This is a genomic window from Nonomuraea sp. H19 (genome assembly GCF_052068215.1).
Classification (GTDB): domain Bacteria; phylum Actinomycetota; class Actinomycetes; order Streptosporangiales; family Streptosporangiaceae; genus Nonomuraea.
In genome coordinates this window covers 121,259-142,236 of the sequence record NZ_JBQHCV010000013.1, presented here as the reverse complement: position 1 = coordinate 142,236, position 20,978 = coordinate 121,259, and the positions used below count along the sequence as shown (strand labels likewise).

At 71.2% G+C, this 20,978-nt stretch carries 20 protein-coding genes; 9 read left to right on the top strand and 11 right to left on the bottom strand.

What is annotated here, in order from left to right; genetic code table 11:
* Positions 1 to 52: 52 nt before the first annotated feature.
* On the bottom strand, positions 53 to 814 hold the full coding sequence (locus ACTMTI_RS28285; RefSeq protein ID WP_441123577.1) for an SDR family NAD(P)-dependent oxidoreductase: 762 nt from the start codon (positions 812 to 814) through the stop codon (positions 53 to 55).
* Positions 815 to 935: 121 nt separating this feature from the next.
* The gene (locus ACTMTI_RS28280; RefSeq protein ID WP_441123576.1) at positions 936 to 1,481 is read right to left on the bottom strand and encodes a GNAT family N-acetyltransferase; all 546 of its coding nucleotides are present in this window, start codon (positions 1,479 to 1,481) and stop codon (positions 936 to 938) included.
* Positions 1,482 to 1,612: 131 nt separating this feature from the next.
* On the opposite strand from ACTMTI_RS28280, the gene ACTMTI_RS28275 reads away from it, so the two are divergent.
* The gene (locus tag ACTMTI_RS28275; protein WP_441123575.1) at positions 1,613 to 2,233 is read left to right on the top strand and encodes a nucleotidyltransferase domain-containing protein; all 621 of its coding nucleotides are present in this window, start codon (positions 1,613 to 1,615) and stop codon (positions 2,231 to 2,233) included.
* A gap of 80 nt (positions 2,234 to 2,313) precedes the next feature.
* On the top strand, positions 2,314 to 2,511 hold the full coding sequence (locus tag ACTMTI_RS28270; protein WP_441123574.1) for a DUF1918 domain-containing protein: 198 nt from the start codon (positions 2,314 to 2,316) through the stop codon (positions 2,509 to 2,511).
* On the opposite strand, the gene ACTMTI_RS28265 is transcribed toward ACTMTI_RS28270, so the two are convergent.
* Positions 2,484 to 2,744 (bottom strand): hypothetical protein, encoded by a 261-nt coding sequence (locus ACTMTI_RS28265; protein WP_441123573.1) that lies wholly within the window; start codon positions 2,742 to 2,744, stop codon positions 2,484 to 2,486. The genes ACTMTI_RS28270 and ACTMTI_RS28265 overlap by 28 nt on opposite strands.
* Before the next feature lie 96 nt (positions 2,745 to 2,840).
* On the opposite strand from ACTMTI_RS28265, the gene ACTMTI_RS28260 reads away from it, so the two are divergent.
* Positions 2,841 to 6,887 (top strand): hypothetical protein, encoded by a 4,047-nt coding sequence (locus ACTMTI_RS28260; RefSeq protein WP_441123572.1) that lies wholly within the window; start codon positions 2,841 to 2,843, stop codon positions 6,885 to 6,887.
* Positions 6,888 to 6,905: 18 nt separating this feature from the next.
* On the opposite strand, the gene ACTMTI_RS28255 is transcribed toward ACTMTI_RS28260, so the two are convergent.
* Positions 6,906 to 7,181: a hypothetical protein gene (locus ACTMTI_RS28255; protein ID WP_441123571.1), complete on the bottom strand. Its 276-nt coding sequence runs from the start codon at positions 7,179 to 7,181 to the stop codon at positions 6,906 to 6,908.
* A gap of 120 nt (positions 7,182 to 7,301) precedes the next feature.
* On the opposite strand from ACTMTI_RS28255, the gene ACTMTI_RS28250 reads away from it, so the two are divergent.
* Positions 7,302 to 8,282: an acetylxylan esterase gene (locus tag ACTMTI_RS28250; protein ID WP_441123570.1), complete on the top strand. Its 981-nt coding sequence runs from the start codon at positions 7,302 to 7,304 to the stop codon at positions 8,280 to 8,282.
* A 48-nt stretch (positions 8,283 to 8,330) separates the two neighbouring features.
* Here the strand turns inward: ACTMTI_RS28250 and ACTMTI_RS28245 are convergent, their stop codons facing one another.
* Entirely contained in the window at positions 8,331 to 8,618 is a 288-nt protein-coding gene (locus tag ACTMTI_RS28245; protein WP_441123569.1) for a HesB/IscA family protein, read from the bottom strand.
* A gap of 138 nt (positions 8,619 to 8,756) precedes the next feature.
* Here ACTMTI_RS28245 and fxlM point away from each other — a divergent pair, with 138 nt between their 5' ends.
* Positions 8,757 to 9,896, top strand: coding sequence for a methyltransferase, FxLD system (gene fxlM / locus ACTMTI_RS28240; protein WP_441123568.1), 1,140 nt, complete (start codon positions 8,757 to 8,759; stop codon positions 9,894 to 9,896).
* Between the two features lie 106 nt (positions 9,897 to 10,002).
* On the opposite strand, the gene ACTMTI_RS28235 is transcribed toward fxlM, so the two are convergent.
* Entirely contained in the window at positions 10,003 to 10,758 is a 756-nt protein-coding gene (locus tag ACTMTI_RS28235) for a response regulator transcription factor (protein WP_441123567.1), read from the bottom strand.
* 96 nt (positions 10,759 to 10,854) lie between these two features.
* On the opposite strand from ACTMTI_RS28235, the gene ACTMTI_RS28230 reads away from it, so the two are divergent.
* Positions 10,855 to 13,626 (top strand): helix-turn-helix transcriptional regulator, encoded by a 2,772-nt coding sequence (locus tag ACTMTI_RS28230; protein ID WP_441123566.1) that lies wholly within the window; start codon positions 10,855 to 10,857, stop codon positions 13,624 to 13,626.
* On the opposite strand, the gene ACTMTI_RS28225 is transcribed toward ACTMTI_RS28230, so the two are convergent.
* The 5 genes from ACTMTI_RS28225 to ACTMTI_RS28205 all read right to left on the bottom strand — a co-directional run bounded on the left by ACTMTI_RS28225 (position 13,623) and on the right by ACTMTI_RS28205 (position 18,330).
* Positions 13,623 to 14,129 carry an SRPBCC family protein gene (locus ACTMTI_RS28225; RefSeq protein ID WP_441123565.1) on the bottom strand — a complete coding sequence of 169 codons (507 nt, stop codon included), beginning with the start codon at positions 14,127 to 14,129 and terminating at the stop codon, positions 13,623 to 13,625. The two genes, ACTMTI_RS28230 and ACTMTI_RS28225, sit on opposite strands and share 4 nt — an antisense overlap.
* Positions 14,130 to 14,322: 193 nt before the next feature.
* Positions 14,323 to 15,222 (bottom strand): SDR family oxidoreductase, encoded by a 900-nt coding sequence (locus ACTMTI_RS28220; RefSeq protein WP_441123564.1) that lies wholly within the window; start codon positions 15,220 to 15,222, stop codon positions 14,323 to 14,325.
* An 89-nt stretch (positions 15,223 to 15,311) separates the two neighbouring features.
* Positions 15,312 to 16,049 carry an SDR family oxidoreductase gene (locus tag ACTMTI_RS28215; protein ID WP_441123563.1) on the bottom strand — a complete coding sequence of 246 codons (738 nt, stop codon included), beginning with the start codon at positions 16,047 to 16,049 and terminating at the stop codon, positions 15,312 to 15,314.
* A 73-nt stretch (positions 16,050 to 16,122) separates the two neighbouring features.
* A complete protein-coding gene (locus ACTMTI_RS28210) occupies positions 16,123 to 17,130 on the bottom strand; it encodes an aldo/keto reductase (RefSeq protein WP_441123562.1) in 1,008 nt (335 codons plus the stop codon).
* A gap of 168 nt (positions 17,131 to 17,298) precedes the next feature.
* On the bottom strand, positions 17,299 to 18,330 hold the full coding sequence (locus tag ACTMTI_RS28205) for a DUF4331 family protein (RefSeq protein WP_441123561.1): 1,032 nt from the start codon (positions 18,328 to 18,330) through the stop codon (positions 17,299 to 17,301).
* A 352-nt stretch (positions 18,331 to 18,682) separates the two neighbouring features.
* Between ACTMTI_RS28205 and ACTMTI_RS28200 the strand changes: the two genes are divergently transcribed.
* The 3 genes from ACTMTI_RS28200 to ACTMTI_RS28190 all read left to right on the top strand — a co-directional run bounded on the left by ACTMTI_RS28200 (position 18,683) and on the right by ACTMTI_RS28190 (position 20,964).
* Positions 18,683 to 19,213, top strand: coding sequence for a DUF4142 domain-containing protein (locus ACTMTI_RS28200; RefSeq protein ID WP_441123560.1), 531 nt, complete (start codon positions 18,683 to 18,685; stop codon positions 19,211 to 19,213).
* Positions 19,214 to 19,641: 428 nt separating this feature from the next.
* On the top strand, positions 19,642 to 20,607 hold the full coding sequence (locus tag ACTMTI_RS28195; protein ID WP_441123559.1) for a hypothetical protein: 966 nt from the start codon (positions 19,642 to 19,644) through the stop codon (positions 20,605 to 20,607).
* Positions 20,608 to 20,676: 69 nt separating this feature from the next.
* Positions 20,677 to 20,964 (top strand): hypothetical protein, encoded by a 288-nt coding sequence (locus ACTMTI_RS28190; RefSeq protein ID WP_441123558.1) that lies wholly within the window; start codon positions 20,677 to 20,679, stop codon positions 20,962 to 20,964.
* The last annotated feature ends 14 nt before the right edge of the window (positions 20,965 to 20,978 follow it).

The window sequence follows — 20,978 nt, the reverse complement described above, 5'->3', positions numbered from 1 at the left end:
CTCCTTTCCTGGGACCCGTGCCTGCTGCCCGATAAAGGCGGGGATATTCACCTCAATTGGGCGGGTCGAAACGGCCGTCCACGGCGGTCCAGCCGCCGTCCACGTACAACACGGAGCCGGTCACGAAGCTCGCGGCGTCCCCGGCCAGGTAGACCACCGCCCCGGCCATCTCGTCGGCCGTCGCCCACCGGCCGAGCGCGCTCTTGGTGGCGTACGCGGCGTACCAGTCCGGATTATCCTTGATCTGCCGGGTCAGCGGCGTCTCCACGACGCCCGGCGCGATCGCGTTCACCCGCACCCCGTGCGGGCCGAACTCGGCAGCGGCCGTGCGCAGCAACTGCACCAGCCCGGCCTTCGTGGCCGAGTAGACACTCTGCCCCGGCTCGGTGACAGAGGCCCGGATCGACGCGAACCCGATGATCGAGCCCCGTCCCCGCGCCACCATCCCCGCCCCGAACGCCCGCACCACGTCGAACGAGGCCCGCAGGTTCAGCGCCACCACCCGGTCGAACTCCTCGCCGGTGTAGTCGAGCAGCCGCTTGCGTACGTTCGTGGCCGCGGTGAACACCAGCACGTCGGCCGGCTCCTCGTCGGCGACCCGGTGCACGGCCGCGGCGTCCAGCACGTCGAGCAGCCGGGCGGTCCCTCCGCTTGCGTCGGCGGTCTTCTCGGCCGCGGCCAGGTCCCGGTCGGCGCACACCACGGAGGCGCCGTGGGCGGCCAGGGCGAGCGCCGCCTCCCTGCCGATCCCGCTTCCGGCCCCGATCACCACGGCCCGCCGCCCATCAAGCCGGAACAACGCGTCATATCCCATGTGAGGCACCCTAGCGACTGGTCCGACCAGTGCACCAGGTGGGCTGATCGCCCGCTGACCGGCGAGCTCGACCTGGACGCCGCGCTTCGGGGCTTCCAGGGGCGGCGGTTCACCGGGGAGCTCACGTCCGGCGCCGGGCCTCCCAGTCGGCCCGCGGCAGCTCGTACTCCACCTCGCCCTGGTCGGAGCCGGGGAGGGGGTCCTCCCAGTCCATGAAGAACGTCCGCGTGAACCTCAGCCCGCACTTCTCCATGACCCGCCGCGACCCGAGGTTCACCGCCATCGTCTGGGCGAACACCCGGCGGGCGCCGAGCTCGCCGAACGCCATGTCGATCAGCGCCAGGGAGCCCTCGGTCGCATATCCCTTGCCCCAGGACGCCTTGTGGAGCCGGTAGCCCAGCTCGGGTTCGTCGGCGGGCTTGCCCCGGGGCGCCCGCAGGTGGAACCAGCCGATGAAGGTCCCCGTTGACTTCTCGATGGCGGCGAGGAAGCCCGAGGCCATGAACCTGGGCAGCGTCTCCTGGACGATCACCTCGCGCGGCGTCGGCTTGCCGCCGTTGAGGTGGCGCATGACGTCCGGATCGTTGTGCAGGGCGAAGAGGTCGTCGGCGTCGGACTCGGTGAAGCGGCGCAGGATCAGCCGGCCGGTCTCCAGATGAATGAGCACGGGACGACGCTAGTCAGCGCGCGAGCGCGGATTCGACAGGTTTTCCGGCCCTGTAGGGATGGGCGGCGCGGGGACAGGCCGCACGCATGCGAGCAGACGTCACCGCAGCGCCGATCATGGATGATGTCGGGATGACGCGGATCGAAACGCTCTGGGGGCCATGGGATCACGCACCGCTCGATGAGGTCGTCGAGCTGTTCCGGGGGTTGGCCGTGCCGTGGTGGGTGAGCGGCGGGTACGCGATCGAGCTGGCCGTCGGCCGCGCGTACCGCGAGCACGGGGACGTGGACCTCTCGGTGCTGCGCCGGGACCAGCTCGCGGCGCGCCGGCTGCTGTCCGGCTGGGACCCCCACGTGGCGGGCGTGCCGGGCGGACTGCGGCCGTGGGAGCCGGAGGAGGTGCTTCCCGAGGAGGCGCACGACATCTGGGTGCGCGAGCACCCGGACGGGCCGTGGCGCTTCCAGCTGATGCTGGACGAGGCCGACGGTGACGACTGGGTCTACCGGCGCGACCCGCGCATCCGCCGCACGCTCGGCACGCTCACCGTGGAGGAACGCGGCTTCCGCCGGCTCGCCCCCGAGGTCCAGCTCCTCTACAAGGCCAAGGGGCGGCGTGCCAAGGACGACACCGACTTCGCCGAGGTGCTGCCGCTGCTGGGGGAGGACCAGCGGCGGTGGCTGGACGCGGCTCTGCGGACGGAGCACGGCACGCATCCGTGGCGTGCTCGGCTGCGCTCCACCGGGCCGGTCTGAGCGCTTTCCGGGAGGACTCGGTTGGTGCAATGTGGGGAGGAAGCCTCTAGGTTGCCGTAGCCCAGCTGAGAGGAACGATCATGCGAGCGCACGTCGGTGACATCCTGCTCGTGCACGGTCACGTCGTCGGTCAGGGGGACCGGAAGGGCGAGATCATCGAGGTCCGGGGCCAGGAAGGGGCGCCCCCCTTCCTGGTCCGTTTCGACGACGGACACGAGCAGCTCCTCTTCCCCGGTCCTGATGCGGTGGTTCAGCCGGCGGAGGAGGAGTCCGGATGACGTGGCGGCCCGGCGAGGCCACGCAGGGCCTCGTCGGCGCTGCCCCCTGACCCGGCCGCCACCTCGTGGCCGTCCCGATCACGGGCGTTGGCGACGACGCGTTCCCGCTCGGGGTCGGCGGCCGCGTGATGGTGTGGCCCCCTGAACAGCAGCGCGTCCGCGTCCCGGCGGCGTGGGGCGGCCTGCACCCCTGCACCCTTGACCGCCCCGGCGCCCGGAGGTTGGAGCCCCACGTTTGGCACGGTTTGACTATCAGTGAGGAAATGTGGTCGTCTCGTGACCAATGTTTCTGAAGGTATGAATTAAACCGGTCCGGGGGAGAACTTTTCATGCCGCGCACCCTCCTGCGCGTGCTCGCTTCGACGTCCATAGCAAGCACCGTTCTGGTTGCCGTGCCGCCCGCCGCCGCGCCGGCCCAGCCAGTGCCCGCGACGGCCGTACAGGTCCGGTCTCTGCCGGCGACGGCCGTACAGGTCCCGCCCGTGCCGGCCGTCGAAGAGCCGCCCGCCGCCGCCGTCACCGTCCCCACGCAGCCGTCGCTCGCCGTGCGGCCGGCCGGTGATGAGCGGGTGGGACCGGACGAGCCCGAGGTGACCACCCCCGCAGGGCCCCGCCTCGTCGACGAGATCACCGCCGACGCCGCCGCCGTCCAGGAGGAACAGGGCCTGGGGCGGCAGGCCCCCGCCGTGGGCAAGATCCTGCCGGACACCTCGCAGGCCGAGACGCTGTCGCTGATCAAGCCGTTGGCCGCGGTGGTCAAGGTGTTCGACGGGCTCGGCAAGGCCCTGCCCGGGCTGACGTACCGGCTCTGCGTCGAGAGCGCCGACGTGCCGGTGTCCTGCACGATCCAGCAGCCCGTCGGCGTGCCCGTGGCCGCCGACGTCACCGGCGACGGCCTCCCCGACCTGGCGGCCGACCTGGTCCCCGCCGCCCGCCCCACGGACGGGACGGTCGGGCTCGGCTTCGGCGTCAAGCGCCTGTCCCGGGAGCACCTCAAGGCGCAGGTCTGGGCCGAGTACGACGGCAAGGTGTCGGTCGGGTTCGACGGCCTGCGGCGCGGCTCGTCGCTGTCGGCCTACGACCAGGGAATCTTCACCGTGGACCTGACGGGCAAGCAGGTCAAGGCCGAGATCGACCGCACCGACCCCGGGGCGTCCGCGGCCATGGTGGCGGGGCTGACCGGACGCAGTGCGGTGAGCCTGCGCCAGTCGCCGGCCACGGAGAAACTCACCGTGAACGCCGCGCTCGACTCGCTCTCCTTCGACGTCACCGCCTCCGCGCCCGCCAAGCTCGACGCGGTGGCCGTGACCGGACGCCAGTTCACCCAGGCCGTGCTCGACCGCATGCCCACCCGCGCCGAGGTGCGGCTGTCCGGTGGCGAGATCCGCTTCACCAGCCCGTCCACGATCGCCCGCGCCCGGCTGCACCACTACACCTACCGCGACGGCCGGCTGGCCAGGGTGACCAGCGCCGACCTGCGGAAGGTGCCCCCGTCCCTCACCGCCAAGTACAGTGCCGCGAACGGCAAGCAGACCCTGACGGTCAGCTCGGGCCGCCCGCGCGCCGGCTCCGCCACCCTGCTCTTCTTCGACCGGGCCGCGGACAAGACCGTGCTGCGGGCCGAGCTGAGCGACCTGCCCGCCAAGGCACGCCTGGTCAACGACCTGGCCGAGCACCGCGTCACGCACAAGACGAGTTCGCCCATCGGCAGGTTCGCGGTGGTGCTGCAGCGCAACGAGGGCGCAGTCTCCAGCCCGCGCGGCGGCCACGTCACCATGATCAAGAACGGCGCCGCGATCGGGGTGTCGGCGCTGCTGACGGGGCTGTCGGGGTTCGACGTCACGTACGGGGCCGTGCCGCACGCCCGTCTGGAGGTGGGTTCCAGCGGGCGCTCGTTCGTGGGCGCGGCCAGCATCGACGGCACGCACGTGGCCCGGCTGGAGATCTCGAACACGCCCTCCACCGTGGACGTCACGCTGGACCCGGCCGCCAGGAAGGCCGTCTACCAGGCCAGCGGCGTGATCGACAAGCTGCGGGCGGCGTACACGAACCTCAAGTCGGGACCGACGGTCGACGGGACCATCGACGGCGTGCAGGACGACCTCAAGGCGTCGTGGGAACTGGGCGACCGGGCGACCGTCAAGGTCGACACGTCCTCCAAAATTCGGCAGATCCAGATTTATGCCAATAAAGCGCACGTAACCACCGCCGGAGGCGGATCCGACGACGTGCGGGCGACCATCGAAGGGGTACGCAAGCGCGTCGAACTGGTCGCCGACACCAAGACCCAGACTCTCAAGTGGACCGCGGACGCCCCGGTCACCAAGGTCACGGCGCTGGCCAGAGCAAAGATCGGCGACCGCTACGCCAGAGCCGCCGCGGAGGTGACCGGCGTGCCGGCCCGCTTCGACGCCTCTTGGAACGCCGCCTCCTACCGCTTCCGCGGCCTGTCCGGCCCGGTCGGCTCGGCCGCGCTGGCCTTCACCAACCACGACGGCGCCAAGGCACCCACCGGGCCGCACCTGGCGGCGCACTACGACCAGGCGTCGGGCAACCTGGACGCCAGCGTGCTGGTCAAGGGGCTGTCGCTGGTCGAGTTCAGCCCGGCGGCGCAGGGGTTCGCCGCCGACTTCCGCTCGGCCAAGCAGACCCTCGCCGTCGACACCGACGTCACCCAGGGCGACCTGCGCTTCGGGCTGGCCGGCACCCTCGGCCCCGTGCCGGGCCGGCTGTCCGTCTCCGTCGCCGACGGCAAGCTCACCTACTCCGGCTCCCGCCTGGACGTGCGCGCCCGCGCCTGGCTGGGCAAGAGCGCGGCCCTGAGCAACATGCGGGCCGCGCCCGCCATGCCGGGCGGCGTGTCGCTGGTGGACGGCGGCTGCGCGGCCGGCACGCCGGGCTGCGCCCAAGGACCTTTCTGCACGCCCGACCGCGGGTGCTTCGGCCTGCAGGGATACCTGGACGTGACGGGGCTGCCCGACCAGGTGTCGGTGGACCTGGCGGGCAAGACGTTCGCGTTCTCGGGGTTCAGCCCCCGCCGGCGGAGCCTGGGCGTGTACCTGTCCAGCAGCGTCCTGTCACCCGTGCCCATCAAGGCCAGGGCCACCCTGACCGGCCTGCCATCGAAGATCACCAGCATGTCGCTCGGGCCGTTCGGCGTTCAGGGCGGCACCGTGCAGGCCGGCTACCGCATCGAGCCGGCCGCCACGCTCGGCGCGCTCGACGTGCGGGCCGAGACCACGGGGCTGCGCGGCCACGTGGCGATCAACCCGGTCCCCGCCGCAGTGTCCGTCCAGGGCACGTACGGCGCCCAGACCCGCATCCGCGTGCAGAACTCCGCCGCCGTCGAACGCCTCGTCGCCCAGGTCACCCTGGCCGGGAAGGGCACGGGGGAGCTGCGGTTCACCGACGTGCCCGCCAGGTTCGGGGTGGACGCCGACGCCTCGGCCGCCGGGCTCAGCGTGCCGGCGGTCACGTACAAGGCCGAGGGCGGCGCCAACACCCTCGACGGCTATCTGGGCGTGGAGGGCGGCCTGGTGGACCCGCAGGGCAAGCTCGGCGACGTGTCGTTCGCGGTCAAGGACCTGGCCGCCGACACCACGATCCGGATGAACCCCGACCAGTCGCTCGACCTGGTCTCCAGACCGGTTCCCACAGGGCGCATCGCGCTGCACGCCGGGCTGAAGCTGGACCCGGTCGCCCGGCAGAACATCGGGGTGGGCAAAGAGGTCCCGTACACCACCGGATTCCTCACCTACCACGTCGGCGGAGGCTTCGGGCTCGGGCAGAGCTCGATCGAGGACGTCGGGCTGTCCATTCAGCGCGTGTCATGGCTGCGCATCAGGCCGGGCAAGATCCCGTTCGGGCTGAAGGCGCCGCCCGCGCTCGGCTACGTCGCGCCCGGCTTCGAGGGGAATTACGGCCGCCTCGACATCGCCGCCAAGGGCGTGGACCTGCGGCCCGACATCTCCCTGGAGGTCAAACTGAGCAGGGAGATCGGTGACGACGTCTTCCGCGAAGCGGTCCGGCTCGGGCCCGCCACCTCGCTCGCGCTGCGCCGCTACGACCAGCGGATGCGGCGGATCGGGGCCAAGCAGGAGATCAAGGCGGGCGACATGAGCCTGGCCTGCGTGACGGTGGACGCCAAGCCCGGTTTCGCGGCGGGCACCGGCAAGAACTCCATCACGCTGCGCGGCGCGGACGGCCCGCAGATGGTCTCGCTGCTGGATCCGGGCGGGCAGGTGCCGGACTACGCGGTAGACCTGCTGACGAGCTTCATGAGCCCGTTCCCGGGGGCGGACTGGAAGGTCGCGGGCACCAAAGCCGGCTCCTGCACCGCCGGCCGCCCCTCCCCGAACCCCCAGGCGCACTCCTGAGCGTGGCCGCCCCGAGCGTCAGGGCAGCGAACGGCCCAGACGCAGCCGGAGGCGGTCACCGTGCCGGGCGGCCTCCCGTACCGTCCACACGCGCTCGTCGATGACCGTCCCGCGGGCCGTCATGTAGCCGCCCAGCCTGAGCACCGGGCGCCCCGTGTCGTCGCGCAGCAGCCGCGCCCGAGACTCCGAGTCGTCGCCGAACAGTACGAGGAAGTCGTCGGTGTCCGCCGGGGCGTCCAGGACCAGGCCGGGATGGAGATGGGAGTAGGGGACCTCGATGACGTGTTCGCTCACATGATCACCTCTACCCATGCGCGGCGATTTAAGCGGTTCTGGTGTGAGACGGGGTCGGGATAGCGCTTTCCGCTGTCATGAGGTGAAATATCACCATCGCTCTTCACCTTTGGAGAATCCGTGCCACTGTTCGACCTCCCGCTCGAAAAGCTCCGCAGCTACCTCCCCGACCGCGACGAGCCCGCCGACTTCGACGACTTCTGGTCACGCACCCTGGCCGAGGCCAGGGAGTTCGACCTGGCGGCGGAGTACGTCCCGTACGACCTGCCGTTCACGACGGTGGACGTGTACGACGCGTCGTTCGCGGGCTGGGGCGGGCACCGGATCAACGGCTGGTTCCTGGTGCCGCGCGGCGTTGAGGGGCCGGTGCCGTGCGTCGTGCACTACATCGGCTACAGCGGCGGGCGCGGGTTCCCGAAGGATCACCTGATGTGGCCCGCGGCCGGGTACGCGGTGTTCGTCATGGAGACGCGCGGCCACGGCGGCGCCAACACCGGCGCCCCGGGCGCCACCGGCGACCCGCACGGCAGCGCCAACCCGCAGGCGCCGGGCATGATGACCCGCGGCATCCTCGACCCGGAGGACTACTACTACCGGCGCGTCTTCACCGACGCCGTCCGGGCCGTGGACGCGGTGATCGAGCACCCGGCGGTCGACGCGAGCCGCATCGTCGTCTCCGGCGGCAGCCAGGGCGGCGGCATCGCCCAGGCCACGGCCGCGCTGCACCCGTCGGTCAAGGCGGCGCTCATCGACGTGCCGTTCCTGACCCACTTCAGGCGAGCGGTCGAGATCACCGGGCGCGACCCGTACCAGGAGCTGGTCCGCTTCCTGGCCACCCGCAGGGACAGCGCCGAGCAGGTGTTCCGCACGCTGTCGTATTTCGACGGCGTCAACTTCGCGGTCCGCGGCCGGGTTCCCGCGCTGTATTCGGTCGCGCTGATGGACGACATCTGCCCGCCGTCGACGGTGTTCGCCGCCTACAACCACTGGCAGGGACCCAAGGAGATCACCGTGTGGCCCTGGAACAACCACGAGGGCGGCGGCGGCTTCCAGTCCGAGGAACAGCTGCGCTACCTGCGCAAGCAGCTCGACGGCAGCTGAGCGAGGGCCCCCCGCCGCGACCGGGCCCGGTCGCGGCGGGGGCTCACGTCATACGGCCTGGTCGGTGACCAGGAACGACACGCTCCCCTGGTCATCGGCTCCGGCGTCTAGGGCCTTGTCCTCCAATACGGTGGCGGCCACCGGGTCCAGGTAGACCCGCGCGCCCTCGGCCTCAACGACCGCATCGGCGGGCTCCGGGGCGGTGGCCAGCGTAAGAGTGAGCGAATTCGCACCCTCACCCTGCGACGAGATACGGATCCCGCTCTGGGCGGGCTCCGGCGCTGCCGCGGTGAGATCGCGAATCGCCTGGGCGGCGTTGGGTGTCAGGGTGAGCACTACGGCTCCTCCTCACGGTTGACGGTCACGAGTTGCCTGCCCTTCCCGCTGATTCACCCCTCAACCCTCCTCGGCACTTTATTTACCGAGAATTCCCGCCTGATCTCGTACGGACGGCGCGCGGGGGACAATGGGGCCATGGAGTTCGCGACGCAGAGGGAAGCCCTGGTGGCGCAGCTGCGAAAGCGCCAGGAGGTCAGCGAGCCCGTGGCCGCCGCGTTGCGCGCCGTGCCGCGCCACCTGTTCGTGCCGGGCGTCGCCCCCGAGGACGCCTACCGCGACGAGCCCATCGTCACCAAGCGCGACGGCGAGGGCCTGCCGATCAGCTCGTCCTCACAGCCCGCGATCATGGCCACCATGCTCGACCAGCTCGGCGTGCGGCCGGGGCACCGGGTGCTGGAGATCGGCACGGGCACCGGCTACAACGCGGCGCTGCTCGCCCACCTCGCCGGACCCGAGGGGCGCGTGGTGAGCCTCGACATCGACGACGACCTCATCGCCCGGGCCCGCCAGCACCTGGCCGCCGCCGGCGAATCCCGGGTGGAGGTGGTGTGCGCGGACGGCGCCGGGGGATACCCCGCGTCGGCCCCGTACGACCGGCTGATCGCCACGGTGGGCGTCTGGGACCTGGCACCGGCCTGGCTGGAGCAGCTCGCGCCGGACGGGCGGCTGGTGGCGCCGCTCGACCTGCGCGGCGTGCAGGTGTCCGTGGCGATGGAGCGCGCCGGCGACCACTGGGTCAGCCGGTCGGTGGCGCCGTGCGGGTTCATGCGGATGCGGGGGCCGTCCGCCGGCCCCGAGGTCCTCACGGTGCTGCGCCGCGATCCCGAGCTGATGCTGGGGTTGCCCGAGCCGCGCGACATCGGGGACGTGGCCGCGGCGCTCGACGCCGTACCGACCGAGATCACCATCAAGGAGGAGGAACCGACGCCGGCGCCCGCGATCGCCATGAACCTGTCGCTGTGGCTGGCACTGCACGAGCCGCGATGGTGCGTGCTGGCCGCGGACCTGGGCGGCCGCGGCGTTACCATGACCGCCGGGCTGGCCGAAGGCGGCAGCATCGCCGTGCTCGCCGCGGAGGGCTCGCTGGTGGCCCGCGGCCACGGCGCCGGCGGCGCCAGGCTGGCGGCCGAGCTGGCCGCGCACGTCAAGGCGTGGGACCAGGCCGGCCGCCCGGAGGCGGGCGACCTGCGGGTGGAGGCGCACCAGGGGCCGGTCGACGCCAAGGGCGTCGTCATCGGGAAACGGCACACCACCCTGGTGCTGAGCTTCCGCTAGCGACTACAGGTACGGCATCCCGTCCTCGCCGGCCGTGGCCACCCAGGCGTCCACGTCGTGCTCGAGCCGGTCCAGAGTGTCGCGTCCTGGCGAGATGACCGGCCTGTCATGCGCGCAGATAGGCGAGCACCGCGAGCACCCTACGGTGCTGATCTGTGTCGGCCTGATGCAGCCCCAGCTTGGTGAAGATTCCCGTGACGTGGCGCTCGACGGCCGGGACGGTGATGAACAGGCTCGCGGCGATGCCCGCGTTGGAGCGGCCTTCGGCCATGAGGGCGAGAACGTCGCGTTCCCTGGGCGTCAGCTTTTCCAGGGGGCCGCCGGCGCGCCCGCGCCGCACGAGACGGGAGATGACATCGGGGTCGAGGACCGAGCCGCCGGCAGCCACCGTACGGACCGCGTCGACAAACAGCTCAGGGGTGGCGATCTTCTCCTTGAGCATGTACCCCACGCCCGATGCGCGGGCCTCCACCAGCTCGAGCGCGAAGTCCTCCGCGAGGTGCTGCGACAGGACGACGACGGCGATCTCTGGATTCGTCCGCCTGAGCTCCAGAGCGGCCCACATGCCGTCGCGGCCGTTGCCGGGAGGCATCTGGATGTCGGTGACCACGACATCGGGCCGGCAGGCACGAGCTTGGCTGAGCAGGCCGTCCGCCGTCGCGGCCACCCCCATCACGGCGAATCCACCGCGCTCGAGAATACGTACCAGCCCCTCACGTACCAGGGCGTGGTCGTCGGCCACGACGACGCGAGCCGGCGGGACGGCGGCCATCGCATTGTCGGCCGCCGCACTTTCGGTGAAGGTGGCGGTCATGGCGGCGCTCATCGTTCCTCCCGCGTCGGCGTTCTCAATCTTCATCATCGCGAGTCCGCCGATGCCGGGGCATCGGTCGTTTGACTCGGACGCCGCATCCCGGCTGACTTGTCCTCTCGGGCGCCGCTGGGAGAAACTTCGCAGGTGACACCGTCCGATCTCTGCCCGGAAACGTTGCTCGGACGGCTTCAGGAGCTGGCGTTCTTGCGGCGTTTCACCAGCGAGGTCGGGGTGACCGGGGGCGCGCTGCTGTTGTCCGGGGATCCCGGCGTGGGAAAGACGACGCTGCTGGACGCGGCGGCAGCTTCCGCGCGGACGTCGGGAATGACGGTCCTGCGGGTAGCCGGTGCGGAGTTCGAGGCCGAGATCAGCTTCGCCGGGCTGAACCAGGCGCTGTTCCCGTTGCTCGACGACTTCGACCAGCTTGGCGCCGGCCACGCGGAGGCGCTGCGGGTGGCCCTGGGCTTCGGAGCCGGGCCCGCGCCGGATCGGCTCCTGCTGTCCAACGCCGTGACGCTCCTTCTCCGGCGAGTGGCCGCACGCGCCCCGCTTCTGCTGATCGTCGACGATCTGCCCTGGGTCGACCGGGCCAGCGCGGGCGTGCTGAGCTTCGTCGCACGGCGGCTCATCGGAAGCAGAGCAGGGCTCCTCGCCGCGCTCCGAACCGGCCAGACTAGCTATTTCGATCGCTCCGGGCTCCCGGACTACGAGGTGAAGGCCCTGGACGACGAGGCGGCCACCCAGCTGCTGACCGCTCGTTTCCCCGGCCTCGATCCGCAGGTGAAGGCCCGCGTGCTGCACACGGCCCAGGGCAACCCGCTCGCCCTGCTGGAGCTGCCCCGGGCGCTGAGCGGCTCGCAGCGCGCCGCCACCGAGCCGCTGCCGCAGGTGCTGCCGCTCGGACAGCGCCTCCAGCGGCTCTTCGCGTCGCGGGTCGCGATGCTCCCGCCCGCGACCAAGACTCTCCTTCTCACGGTGGCCCTGGAAGGCACCGGCGAGCTCCGGGCGCTGCAGGCGGCCGCCGGCACCGGCTACCGGCTTGACGACCTCGCCCCCGCCGAGCGCGATCAGCTGGTCCGGGTGGACGAGGACACGCGCCGGGTCACGTTCCGGCACCCGCTCATCCGGTCCGCCGTGGTGGAGCTGTCGACGTCGAGCGAACGCCGGCGGGTGCACCGGGCGCTGGCCGCGGCCTTCGCCGATGGGCTCGAGCGCAGGGCGTGGCACCTGGGCGAGGCCTCCGTCGAGCCGGACGAGCAGGTGGCAGACCTGCTGGAGGAAGCGGCACGCCACGTGCTGCTGCGCGGCGACTACCAGGCAGTGGTGTCCATGCTCAGCCGCGCTGGCGACCTGAGTCCCGACCCGGCCGAACGCAGTCGCCGGCTGGCCGAGGCGGCCTTCATCGGCGCGGAGGCGATGGGCGAGGTGAAGGGCGCCGTGGAGCTGCTGGACGAAACGCGGCGGGCGGGCCGGCAGGCAAGCGCGTCCCTGCATTACGCGTCGGCGGCGGCGTTCGCGATGCTGGACGGCGACGGGCATGTCGACACCGCCCACCATTTGCTGGTCGGCGCCATCGAAGGCAGCGCACGCCGCGACGACGCCGGCGACGTGGAGCTCGTCAACGCGCTCTGGACTCTCGCCCTCGTCTGCTTCGTCGGTGGCCGCGCCGAGCTGTGGGCGCCGCTCCACGCGGCGCTCGCCCGGCTTTCCCTGGCGCCGCCCCCGGAGCTCGCGCTGACCATCGACATGTTCGCCGATCCGGCCCGCACGGGGGCGGCCGCGCTGCCCCGGCTGAATGCCGCGCTCGCAAACGTGCACCACGAGGCCGATCCGTCCATCGTGCAGAACATCGCCGCGTGCGCGATGTACGCCGACCGCCTCGCGGACGTCCGCGAGCCCCTGTGGCGGATGGTCCTGCAAGGGCGCGAGGGCGGACCGGCGAGACGGCAACTCGTCTTCCTCATGGATCTGTGTGTCGACGACTTTCACCGAGGCGAGTGGGAGGAGGCGGCCGAGCTCGCCGCCGAAGGACTGGCCATCTGCGAGGAGCGCGGGGGCAGGTTCTTCGGCTGGTACTTCCGCTACCACCAGGCCCTGCTGGCCGCTGTCCAGGGCCGGTTCGAGACCAGCCGGGCTCTGGCCGAGCAGATGATCGGCTGGGCCGGCCCCCGAGGGGTGGGCACGGCGCAGGTGTACGCGCGTCACGCCCTCGTACTGGCGAGCCTCGGCCAGGGCGACTTCGAGGCGGCGTACCTGCACGCCACGGCGATCAGCCCGGCCGGCACACTGGCATCGCATGTGCCGCACAGCCTGTGGGTGGCCATGGACCTCGTGGAGGCCGCCGTGCGCACCGACCGGCGGGCCGAGGCGGCGCTGCACGTGCGGGCGATGCGGGAGACGAACGTCGCGGCGCTCTCGCCGCGGCTGGCCATCCTGGAAGCGGGGTCGGCGGCCCTCATCGCCGGCGACGACCAGGCACCCGAGCTCTTCGAAGAGGCGCTGAGTCTGCCGACCATCGATCAATGGCCGTTCGACGTCGCGCGGATACGCCTCGCCTACGGTGAACGCCTGCGCCGAGCCCGAGCCGCGACCGAGGCCAGAGTTCACCTGCAGACGGCCCTCGCCGCTTTCCAGCAGCTCGGTGCCGCGCCCTGGGCCGCGCGCACGGAGCGGGAACTGCGGGCTGCGGGACTGGCCACCAGGACCCCGGCGAACGCTGGGGGAGTGGCGGCCCTGACACCTCAGGAACAGCAGATAGCCCAGCTCGCGGCCGCCGGGATGTCGAACAAACAGATCGCCGAGCGGCTGTTCCTGTCTCCCCGCACGGTAGGCGGTCACCTTTATAAGATTTTCCCGAAGTTGGGGATCACGAAGCGCGCGGCCCTCCGCGACGCCATCGGCACCGAGGAACCCTAGGACCGTTCGGCCGCTTCCTTGAGGTCGATGATCCACCGGTCGATCGCGTCCTGCGCCGCTCCGGCGTCCGACTCCCGGAGCGCAATGGCTGCGGGTCCACGCGCCGAGAAGCCCACCAGGACGCGGGTCCCACCACTGGCGGCGGTGAGAACCCACTCATGGTGGATACTGATGTCGATGCCCTGGCCTGACCACGCCAAGCGACTGCCGCCGACCGCCTCGCTCACTCGCGCTCGGAGGCGAAGCCCGGCGAACTCGAAGGTGAACTCGCTGTCCGGCTCCAGGCGGCCCTGTCCCGTCTCGGAGAGGCGTGCGCGCCGGATGCCCGGGAAGGCCCGACCCCACTGGCCGATGGCGACCAGGAGCCTGAAGACGGCCTCGGGCGGGGCGTCGATGACAATGCCGCTGCGCGCCCACAGGTCGGAGAATCCCGGAGAGAAACCGGTCGGCCAGCGCAGGACGTGATGGTCGTCCGGCTCATCGGTGCCGGTCGGATCGGACATCACGGCTCCTTCCCGCGTGCTCGGGCTGCGATGCCGGGGCCCGTGAACGTTCGGGCACCCATTCGTGTTGCCACTCGTGGCGGTGACCGGCGCCAGGCGGTGCTCGCGTACGGCGGGATGCGGCCGGCGTCACCGCGATGAGCAATCGGCTGCAGAGTCAGCCTGACCTGATGATGCGCCCCACAGGCGCGCATCAGCGGTCGGCCGACCGGACGGTGAGGAGGTCCGCGAGGCCGACGCGGGTGAGGAAGTCGTGGCGGACGCGATCGGCGAGGTTGGAGACCTCCTCGGAGCCGTCGCCGGCGGGGTCGATGTGGACGCGGTAGGGGCGCTGGCCGGCAGGGAGGGCGACTATGCGGGCGATCTCGCCGGAGACCATGGAGGCGTCGGCGTCCTGAGGGGCGAGTTCGGCGAGCTTCTTGGCGACCTGGTCCATCAGGCCGGGGTACTTGGTCTCGTACTCGGCCTCGACCGAGTGGTCGGCGGGGTGGCCGGAGTGAGCGAAGTGGTTGGTGCCGCTGGTGAAGGATCCCGGGACCACGATGGAGGTCTCCACGCCCCAGCGGGCGAGCTCGGCCGCATAGCTGACGGCCAGGGAATCCATGGCGGCTTTGGCGGCGAAGTAGGGGGCGAGGTAGGGCGGGGTTCCGCCCTTGCCGCTGGAGCTGGACACCCAGATGACCAGGCCCTTGCCCGCTGCGCGCAAGTGCGGGAGGGCGGCGCGGTTGACCCGTTGGGTGGAGAGCACGTTCACGTCGTAGAGCTCGGCGAGCTGCTCGGGGGTGAAGGCCTCGGCGGGCCCGGTGACCATGTGGCCGGCGTTGTGGATGAGGACGTCGATGCGGCCGTGTTCGTCGATGACCTGGTTGATGGCGGCGTTGACGGATTCCTGGCTGTTGACGTCGAGTTCGAGGGGGCGCAGGTCGACGCCGTGGTCCTCGCTGTAGGCGGCAGCGGCCTGGACTTGGGGGGCATTGCGGGTCGTGGTCTGCCGCATGCCTGCGTAGACGGTGTTGCCTTGGTCGGCCAGGGCGCGGGCGGTGAGGGCGCCGAAGCCGCTGGAGGCACCGGTGATCAGGACGATGTTGCTCATGGGACTCTCCTAACGCGGTGGTCTGCTGCGGTCGTGGGGGCTGCGATTGATCGTCACGGGCTGGGGGAGCCGCGGTGGGGAGGGGAGGTTCAGGCCAGGCCGCCGTTGGCGTAGAGGACCTGGCCGTTGATCCAGCGTGCGGGGCCGGCGAGGAAGGCGACGGCGTCCGCGATGTCCTCGGGGGTGCCCAGGCGCTCCAGCGGAGCGGCGTGGGCCAGGTTGTCTATCGCGGCCTGGTCCTTGCCCTCGAGGAACAGGGGGGTGGCGGTCGGGCCGGGGGCGACCGCGTTGACGGTGATGTCCTTGCCGCGCAGTTCCCGGGCGAGGATCAAGGTCATACCCTCGACTGCGGCCTTGCTCGCCGCGTAGGCGCCGTAAGCCGGGAACTGCAGGCGTGTCAGGGAGGTGGAGAAGTTGATGATCGCACCGCCCCGGCGGAGCCGGCGGGCGGCCTGCTGGGAGACCACGAAAGTGCCGCGGATGTTGGTGCGGTGCATCCGGTCGAGGTCGTCCAGGTTCAGCGTCGCGATCGGCGAGAGCACCATGATGCCGGCGGTGTTGACGACCACGTCGACGCCGCCGAACTCCTGCTCGACCGCGTCGAACGCGGCGGCCATCTCGTGCTCGTCGGCGACGTCGCCGCCCACCGCGATCGCGTGTCCGCCCGCGGCGGTGATCGCGGCGACGACCTCCTCGGCCTTGGCCTTGTTCCCGGCGTAGTGCACGCCGATCGCGATGCGGTCCCGGGTCAGGTGCTCGCAGACCGCGCGCCCGATCCCACCGGAGCCGCCGGTGACCAGGGCCACGCGATTGGTCGATTCAGTCATGACAAATGCCTTTCTCGTACAGCCGAGAGGGGACAGGTGATCGGCTCGGCCCGATCGGGCCGACCAGGTGGGTTCAGCGTTCGCTGTCGAGGGTGGCCATGAGCGGGGCGGCGTATCGCTCTCCGGCGGCGGATCCCGCGGGGACGGCCGCTTCGACCTCGGCCAGCGCCTCGTCGTCGAGGCGAACGTCCGCGGCGACGAGGGATTCGATGAGACGCTCCCGGCGGCGGGCACCGACGAGGGGGACGATGTCGCTGCCCTGCGCCGCCACCCAGGCGATGGCGACCTGGCCGGTGGTCGCGCCCAGCCGGCCGGCCACGCGTCCCAGGGCATCGACCAGGCGGAGGTTGGCCTGGAGGTTCTCGCCCTGAAAGCGCGGGCTATGGGCCCGGAAGTCGTTGTCGCTCAGTTCCCGTGAGGGGGTCCAGTGCCCGCTGAGCAGTCCCCGCGACAGCACGCCGTAGGCGGTCAGGCCGATGCCGAGTTCCCGCAGCGTCGGGATGATCGCAGCCTCCGGTCCGCGGGACAGCAGCGAGTACTCGATCTGCACATCGCTGATGGGCGCGACCGCCGCGGCGCGGCGGATGGTGTCCGCGCTGACCTCGGACAGGCCGATGTGCTTGATGAAGCCGGCCTGCTGCATCTCGGCGAGCGCGCCGACGGTCTCCTCAACCGGGATGTCCGGCTTGAGGCGGGCCGGGCGGTAGATGTCGATGTAGTCGGTGCTCAGGCGGCGCAGGGAATACGAGAGGCGGTCTTTGACGGCGGCGGGGGACACGTCGTAGGGCACGGGCTGGAAGCCGCCGTCCGGGGTGCGGCGGGAGCCGAACTTCACACTGAGGACGACGTCTTCGCGGTGGCGTTCCTTCAGAGCCCGGGCGATGAGCATCTCGTTGGCGCCGGAGCCGTAGAAGTCGGCGGTGTCGATGAGGTTCATGCCTGCGTCGATGGCGGCGTGGAGCGTGGCGATGCTCTCGTCCTCGTCGGCGGGGCCGTAAAGGTCGGACATGCCCATGGCGCCGAGGCCGATGGCAGACACCTTGGGGCCGTTCGTGCCCAGGTTGCGTAACGGCATGGTCATGATGGCCCTCCTCGGGCGGGTGGCTGGAGCGGCCTCGGGCCGGCGGTCGCGCCGGGCGCCGTGGCCGGAGCCGTCGGCGAACGCCGATTCAGGAGACTGCTCCGGATCCTGAGGCGCCGGGCACCGGCCGCGGCACCGTCTGAGCTGGGCAGGTCGTCCTGCCTGTGGTCACGCGGCGGGGACGTAGGGGAAGGTGGAACGGGGCTTGAAGGTGATGGAGTCCTTCGTGATGCCAAGGGCGATCGGGGTGTTGGCGGCGAAGGAGAACATCGCGTCAGGGGCGTTGTCGACGAGCGAACGTCCATTCCAGGCGGCGAAGCCGAAGAAGGCGGGAGTGCCCACCGTGTAGGGCAGGACGTTGGGAAGGAACCTCTCGGCGACGGTTCGGCCGTAGGCCTCCGGGTCCTCCGCGGTGCCGTAGGAACGGATCACGCCGGCGACCTTGCCGGCGATGGTCTTGCCGTAGGCCTGCCGGTCCTCGGAAGGGTGGCCGTCGTTGAGGTGGTCGCCCAGGTGCTCGTCCAACTGCGTGAACAAGGGGTGGATCATAGGAAGGCCCGCGCGGTTGACGCGGCGCCAGCCACCGGCATCGGTGGCGAGGGAGGCCAGGCCCCACACGCCGATGCGGTTGTCCGTGCCGGCGACGGGGGCGAGTTCCTCGTCGCCGAGCTCCAGGACGATGGAATAGACCGTGTGACCCGCGAACAGATTCTTGGCCTCCGCGGGGTTCCAGGCGGACAGGTCCACCTTGGTACCGTGCTCGAACGCGGCTCCCACGGCATGCAGGACGTCCGGCTCGATCCAGAACGGGTCGCCCGCCTTGCCGGCCCACGCGCGGCTGCCGCCGCCGATCTCGACCGTTTGACCGGTGCCGCCCTGGGCGATGACACTCCCGGAGGCGAAGGGATCCCGGGCTTCGGGCCCGGCGAGGCGGCGCACTTCGTAGGCCTGCATGCCTTCACTGTCGGGCTCGCCAAAGGTGAAGCGGTAGGTGACGTCCTCGACGGCGTCGCCGTTGCCGTCGATCTTGAACTCGTACCTGCCCTCCGGGTGCAAGCCGCGCGGGATGTCCTCGCCCGCCAGCGAGTGGCTGTGGTTGGTGACGAAGACCGTGCCCCGCTCACCGCGGAACACGTACAGGTCGGTGATGTCCAGGCGGGGGTCCTGCCGGGCGACGGGGGAGTCCAGGTGGTGGGACATAGTTCTTCCCTCTTGTGGGCGATGCCATATGCGGAACGGACGTGAAGTCGGGGGGCCGTGCCGCCCTTCTGCCTGTCGCGCGGTATGACCACGAGTCTTCCGAGAAGTGCGCACCGGCGCTGTCAGGGAGGCCGCAGAGTTGCCCCTTGGGAGGCCCCGCAGGTGCTGTAGGGATAGCCCTACAGACATCGCCGTGAGGACGCGAGCGCGGGCGTGGCCGAGCGTGGGATCGTGCCTGGGCGGCCGAGCGGGCGACGTGGGGACGCGCCTGAGCAGCCGGAATGCCGCGCTGTCACCCCCGTAATGGCTACTCTCTGTAGTGGATCAGTGTCTTCATGTCAGAGGAAAGCCCATGCGTACTCGCCTGACCATGTTGCTGGCCGTCGCCGCGCTCGCAGGATGCGCCAACGCCCCGGTGAACACCGCGGCCGTGGTGCCGAAGACCGAAACCCAGCCGTCGGAGCCGGACAAGGCCTGGATGAAGGCCATTCATGAGGGCAACCTCGCCGAAGTCCAGGCGGGGCGGCTGGCGCAGGACAAGGGCACCGGGCAGCGGGTCAAGAGGATCGGCAAGATGCTCGTCCAGGACCACACCAAGCTGGACGCCCAGGTCACCCAGACGGCCTCCAAACTCGGCATCCAGCTGCCCACCTCGCCCTCCACCGAGCAGCGCGCCGAGATCGACCGGTTGGAGGATGCCAAGGGCAAGGACTTCGACCGGGAGTTCCTCGCATCGATGACCAAGGCGCACACGGCCGCCCTGTCCGCCACCAAGACGGAGATCTCCGACGGGACGAACCCTGAAGTGGTGGCCCTGGCCAAGGCCGCGGAGCCCAAGCTGCAGGAGCACCTGTCCGCGCTGCAGGAGGCCCACGGCGAATGACCTTTTCGGGCTCGCGGCCGTCTGGTGACGAATCACTATCGATCGGGTAAGCCGCCGACCGGCGGGAGTTCTCCGGTAGCAGTCCGTAACCGGCTCCCGCCTGTGCCGCGCCGGCGCCCGGAGCCGGTCCGGCGGCCGGTGACAGGGCCGCGACCACGGCTCCGGGCGTCGGCACCTGCTGCTCCTCGTCCGATCGCGGACGCTTGCGGAACCGCGCGGACTGCGGATCATGTACGCCGCGTAACGCGGGATTCACCTGCGGGAAGTCGCCGGTTCACGCGCTCGCCCGGTCGGCGGCGAGGGAACCATGCCGGATCTGTTAAGTGACAGTTGACAGAAAACCCCACTCTTACGACGATCGTGGCGGCACTATTAAGTGTGAATTTACGTAGATCGAGCACGGCCCACGGGTCAGGAGGTGGCCTCAGATGAGCATCGAGCCAAGGGCGAAGGTGGCCCCAGAGCGAGTGCCGCCCGTCTGGCAGGCCCCGGTGCCCGTGGCACCGGAGACCGCCGCACAGCAACGCGTCGTCCAGCGCATCTGCGCCCGGGTCGCGCCCGAGGGCGTGGACGTCGGCGTCGGCGAGCTGCCCCCCGGCGGCCTGCAGGTGTGGATCGACACCCCCGCGCCGCCCGCCGAGCCGGAGTCCTGGGTCCTCTACCACCGCATGGCCCGCGAGGTGGCCCTGGTCGGCTGGCACTGCGAGGCCGACAAGGACCGGCTGCTGGTCCTCGGCTGGAGCGCCGCCTGCCTGCACAACCGCATCCGGCTGCTGCAGAGCGGCCTGCGCCGGCTGTCCGACTTCGAGCAGACCGCCCAGCGGGCTGTGCAGCTCGACGGGCAGCTCGACGGGCAGCTCGACGGGCAGCTCGACGGGCAGCTCGACGGGCAGCTCGACGGGCAGAGCCGCCACGGCCGGCCCGCCGCGCAGGTCGTGGCCGCCACGTGCGCCGCGATCGAGCGGCGGCTGCGCTGGCCCGAGCGGCTGGCCGAGCTCGACGGGTTCGAGCGCAGTTCGGGCCTGCCGCACCTGCAGCTCCTCCTGGCCCAGGTCGCCGGGCTGGAGTCGAAGGTGGCGGCGGCCTGCCAGGAGCACCTGGTCATGGCGCGGGTGCTCGCCCGGGCCGTCTGTGAGCAGTACGCGCGGCACCGCGACCTGCGCCGCGCACAACGCGATGTGCTGGCCGAATCACGACGATGGGTGCACGCCAGCTCCATGATCCGTGGCTTGGCCGCCCCCCGGCCGAGCTTCACCGGCGGCGGCCGCCCCCACATGGGTCTGGCGGAACGCCGGATCGCCGCGAGCGTCATCAATCACGGCGCGCCGCGGGTCACCCCCACGGCCGTCATTCCGCGGGCCGGACACCCCGGCCACGAGGAGGGCGCGCGCTGACCACGATGCCGCTCAACGGCGAGCGGTCGCCCGGAAAACCCATACAGATCCGGTAGGAGAGCTCCCGTCATGCGAACCCCCCCGCACCTGCCCGGCCGCGCCAGGCACGACGACACCGACACCGTCCGCCCCCGCCGTCACCCCTACGGCCTGCACGAGGTTCCCGTGCAGTCCCCGCCGCGCGGCACGCTCGACCTTCCCGAGACCGTCCCCGCGCTTCCCGAGACCGTCCCCGCGCTTCCCGAGACCGTCCCCGCGGCCGACGACGTGTATGTCGAGCAGCGCCTGCTCGGCATCAGAGAGATGTCCGCTCAGGCCATCGGCTCCATCGACCACCTGCTCCAGCACACCGCCTGAGCCTTGAGGAGAGC

Excerpts from the sequence above, each read along its gene's own strand:
- ACTMTI_RS28285 (WP_441123577.1), bottom strand. The coding sequence starts at position 814 with ATGGGATATGACGCGTTGTTCCGGCTTGATGGGCGGCGGGCCGTGGTG.
- ACTMTI_RS28275 (WP_441123575.1), top strand. The coding sequence starts at position 1,613 with ATGACGCGGATCGAAACGCTCTGGGGGCCATGGGATCACGCACCGCTC.
- ACTMTI_RS28270 (WP_441123574.1), top strand. The coding sequence starts at position 2,314 with ATGCGAGCGCACGTCGGTGACATCCTGCTCGTGCACGGTCACGTCGTC.
- ACTMTI_RS28260 (WP_441123572.1), top strand. The coding sequence starts at position 2,841 with ATGCCGCGCACCCTCCTGCGCGTGCTCGCTTCGACGTCCATAGCAAGC.
- fxlM (WP_441123568.1), top strand. The coding sequence starts at position 8,757 with ATGGAGTTCGCGACGCAGAGGGAAGCCCTGGTGGCGCAGCTGCGAAAG.
- ACTMTI_RS28235 (WP_441123567.1), bottom strand. The coding sequence starts at position 10,758 with ATGATGAAGATTGAGAACGCCGACGCGGGAGGAACGATGAGCGCCGCC.
- ACTMTI_RS28225 (WP_441123565.1), bottom strand. The coding sequence starts at position 14,129 with ATGTCCGATCCGACCGGCACCGATGAGCCGGACGACCATCACGTCCTG.
- ACTMTI_RS28220 (WP_441123564.1), bottom strand. The coding sequence starts at position 15,222 with ATGAGCAACATCGTCCTGATCACCGGTGCCTCCAGCGGCTTCGGCGCC.
- ACTMTI_RS28215 (WP_441123563.1), bottom strand. The coding sequence starts at position 16,049 with ATGACTGAATCGACCAATCGCGTGGCCCTGGTCACCGGCGGCTCCGGT.
- ACTMTI_RS28210 (WP_441123562.1), bottom strand. The coding sequence starts at position 17,130 with ATGACCATGCCGTTACGCAACCTGGGCACGAACGGCCCCAAGGTGTCT.
- ACTMTI_RS28205 (WP_441123561.1), bottom strand. The coding sequence starts at position 18,330 with ATGTCCCACCACCTGGACTCCCCCGTCGCCCGGCAGGACCCCCGCCTG.
- ACTMTI_RS28200 (WP_441123560.1), top strand. The coding sequence starts at position 18,683 with ATGCGTACTCGCCTGACCATGTTGCTGGCCGTCGCCGCGCTCGCAGGA.
- ACTMTI_RS28195 (WP_441123559.1), top strand. The coding sequence starts at position 19,642 with ATGAGCATCGAGCCAAGGGCGAAGGTGGCCCCAGAGCGAGTGCCGCCC.
- ACTMTI_RS28190 (WP_441123558.1), top strand. The coding sequence starts at position 20,677 with ATGCGAACCCCCCCGCACCTGCCCGGCCGCGCCAGGCACGACGACACC.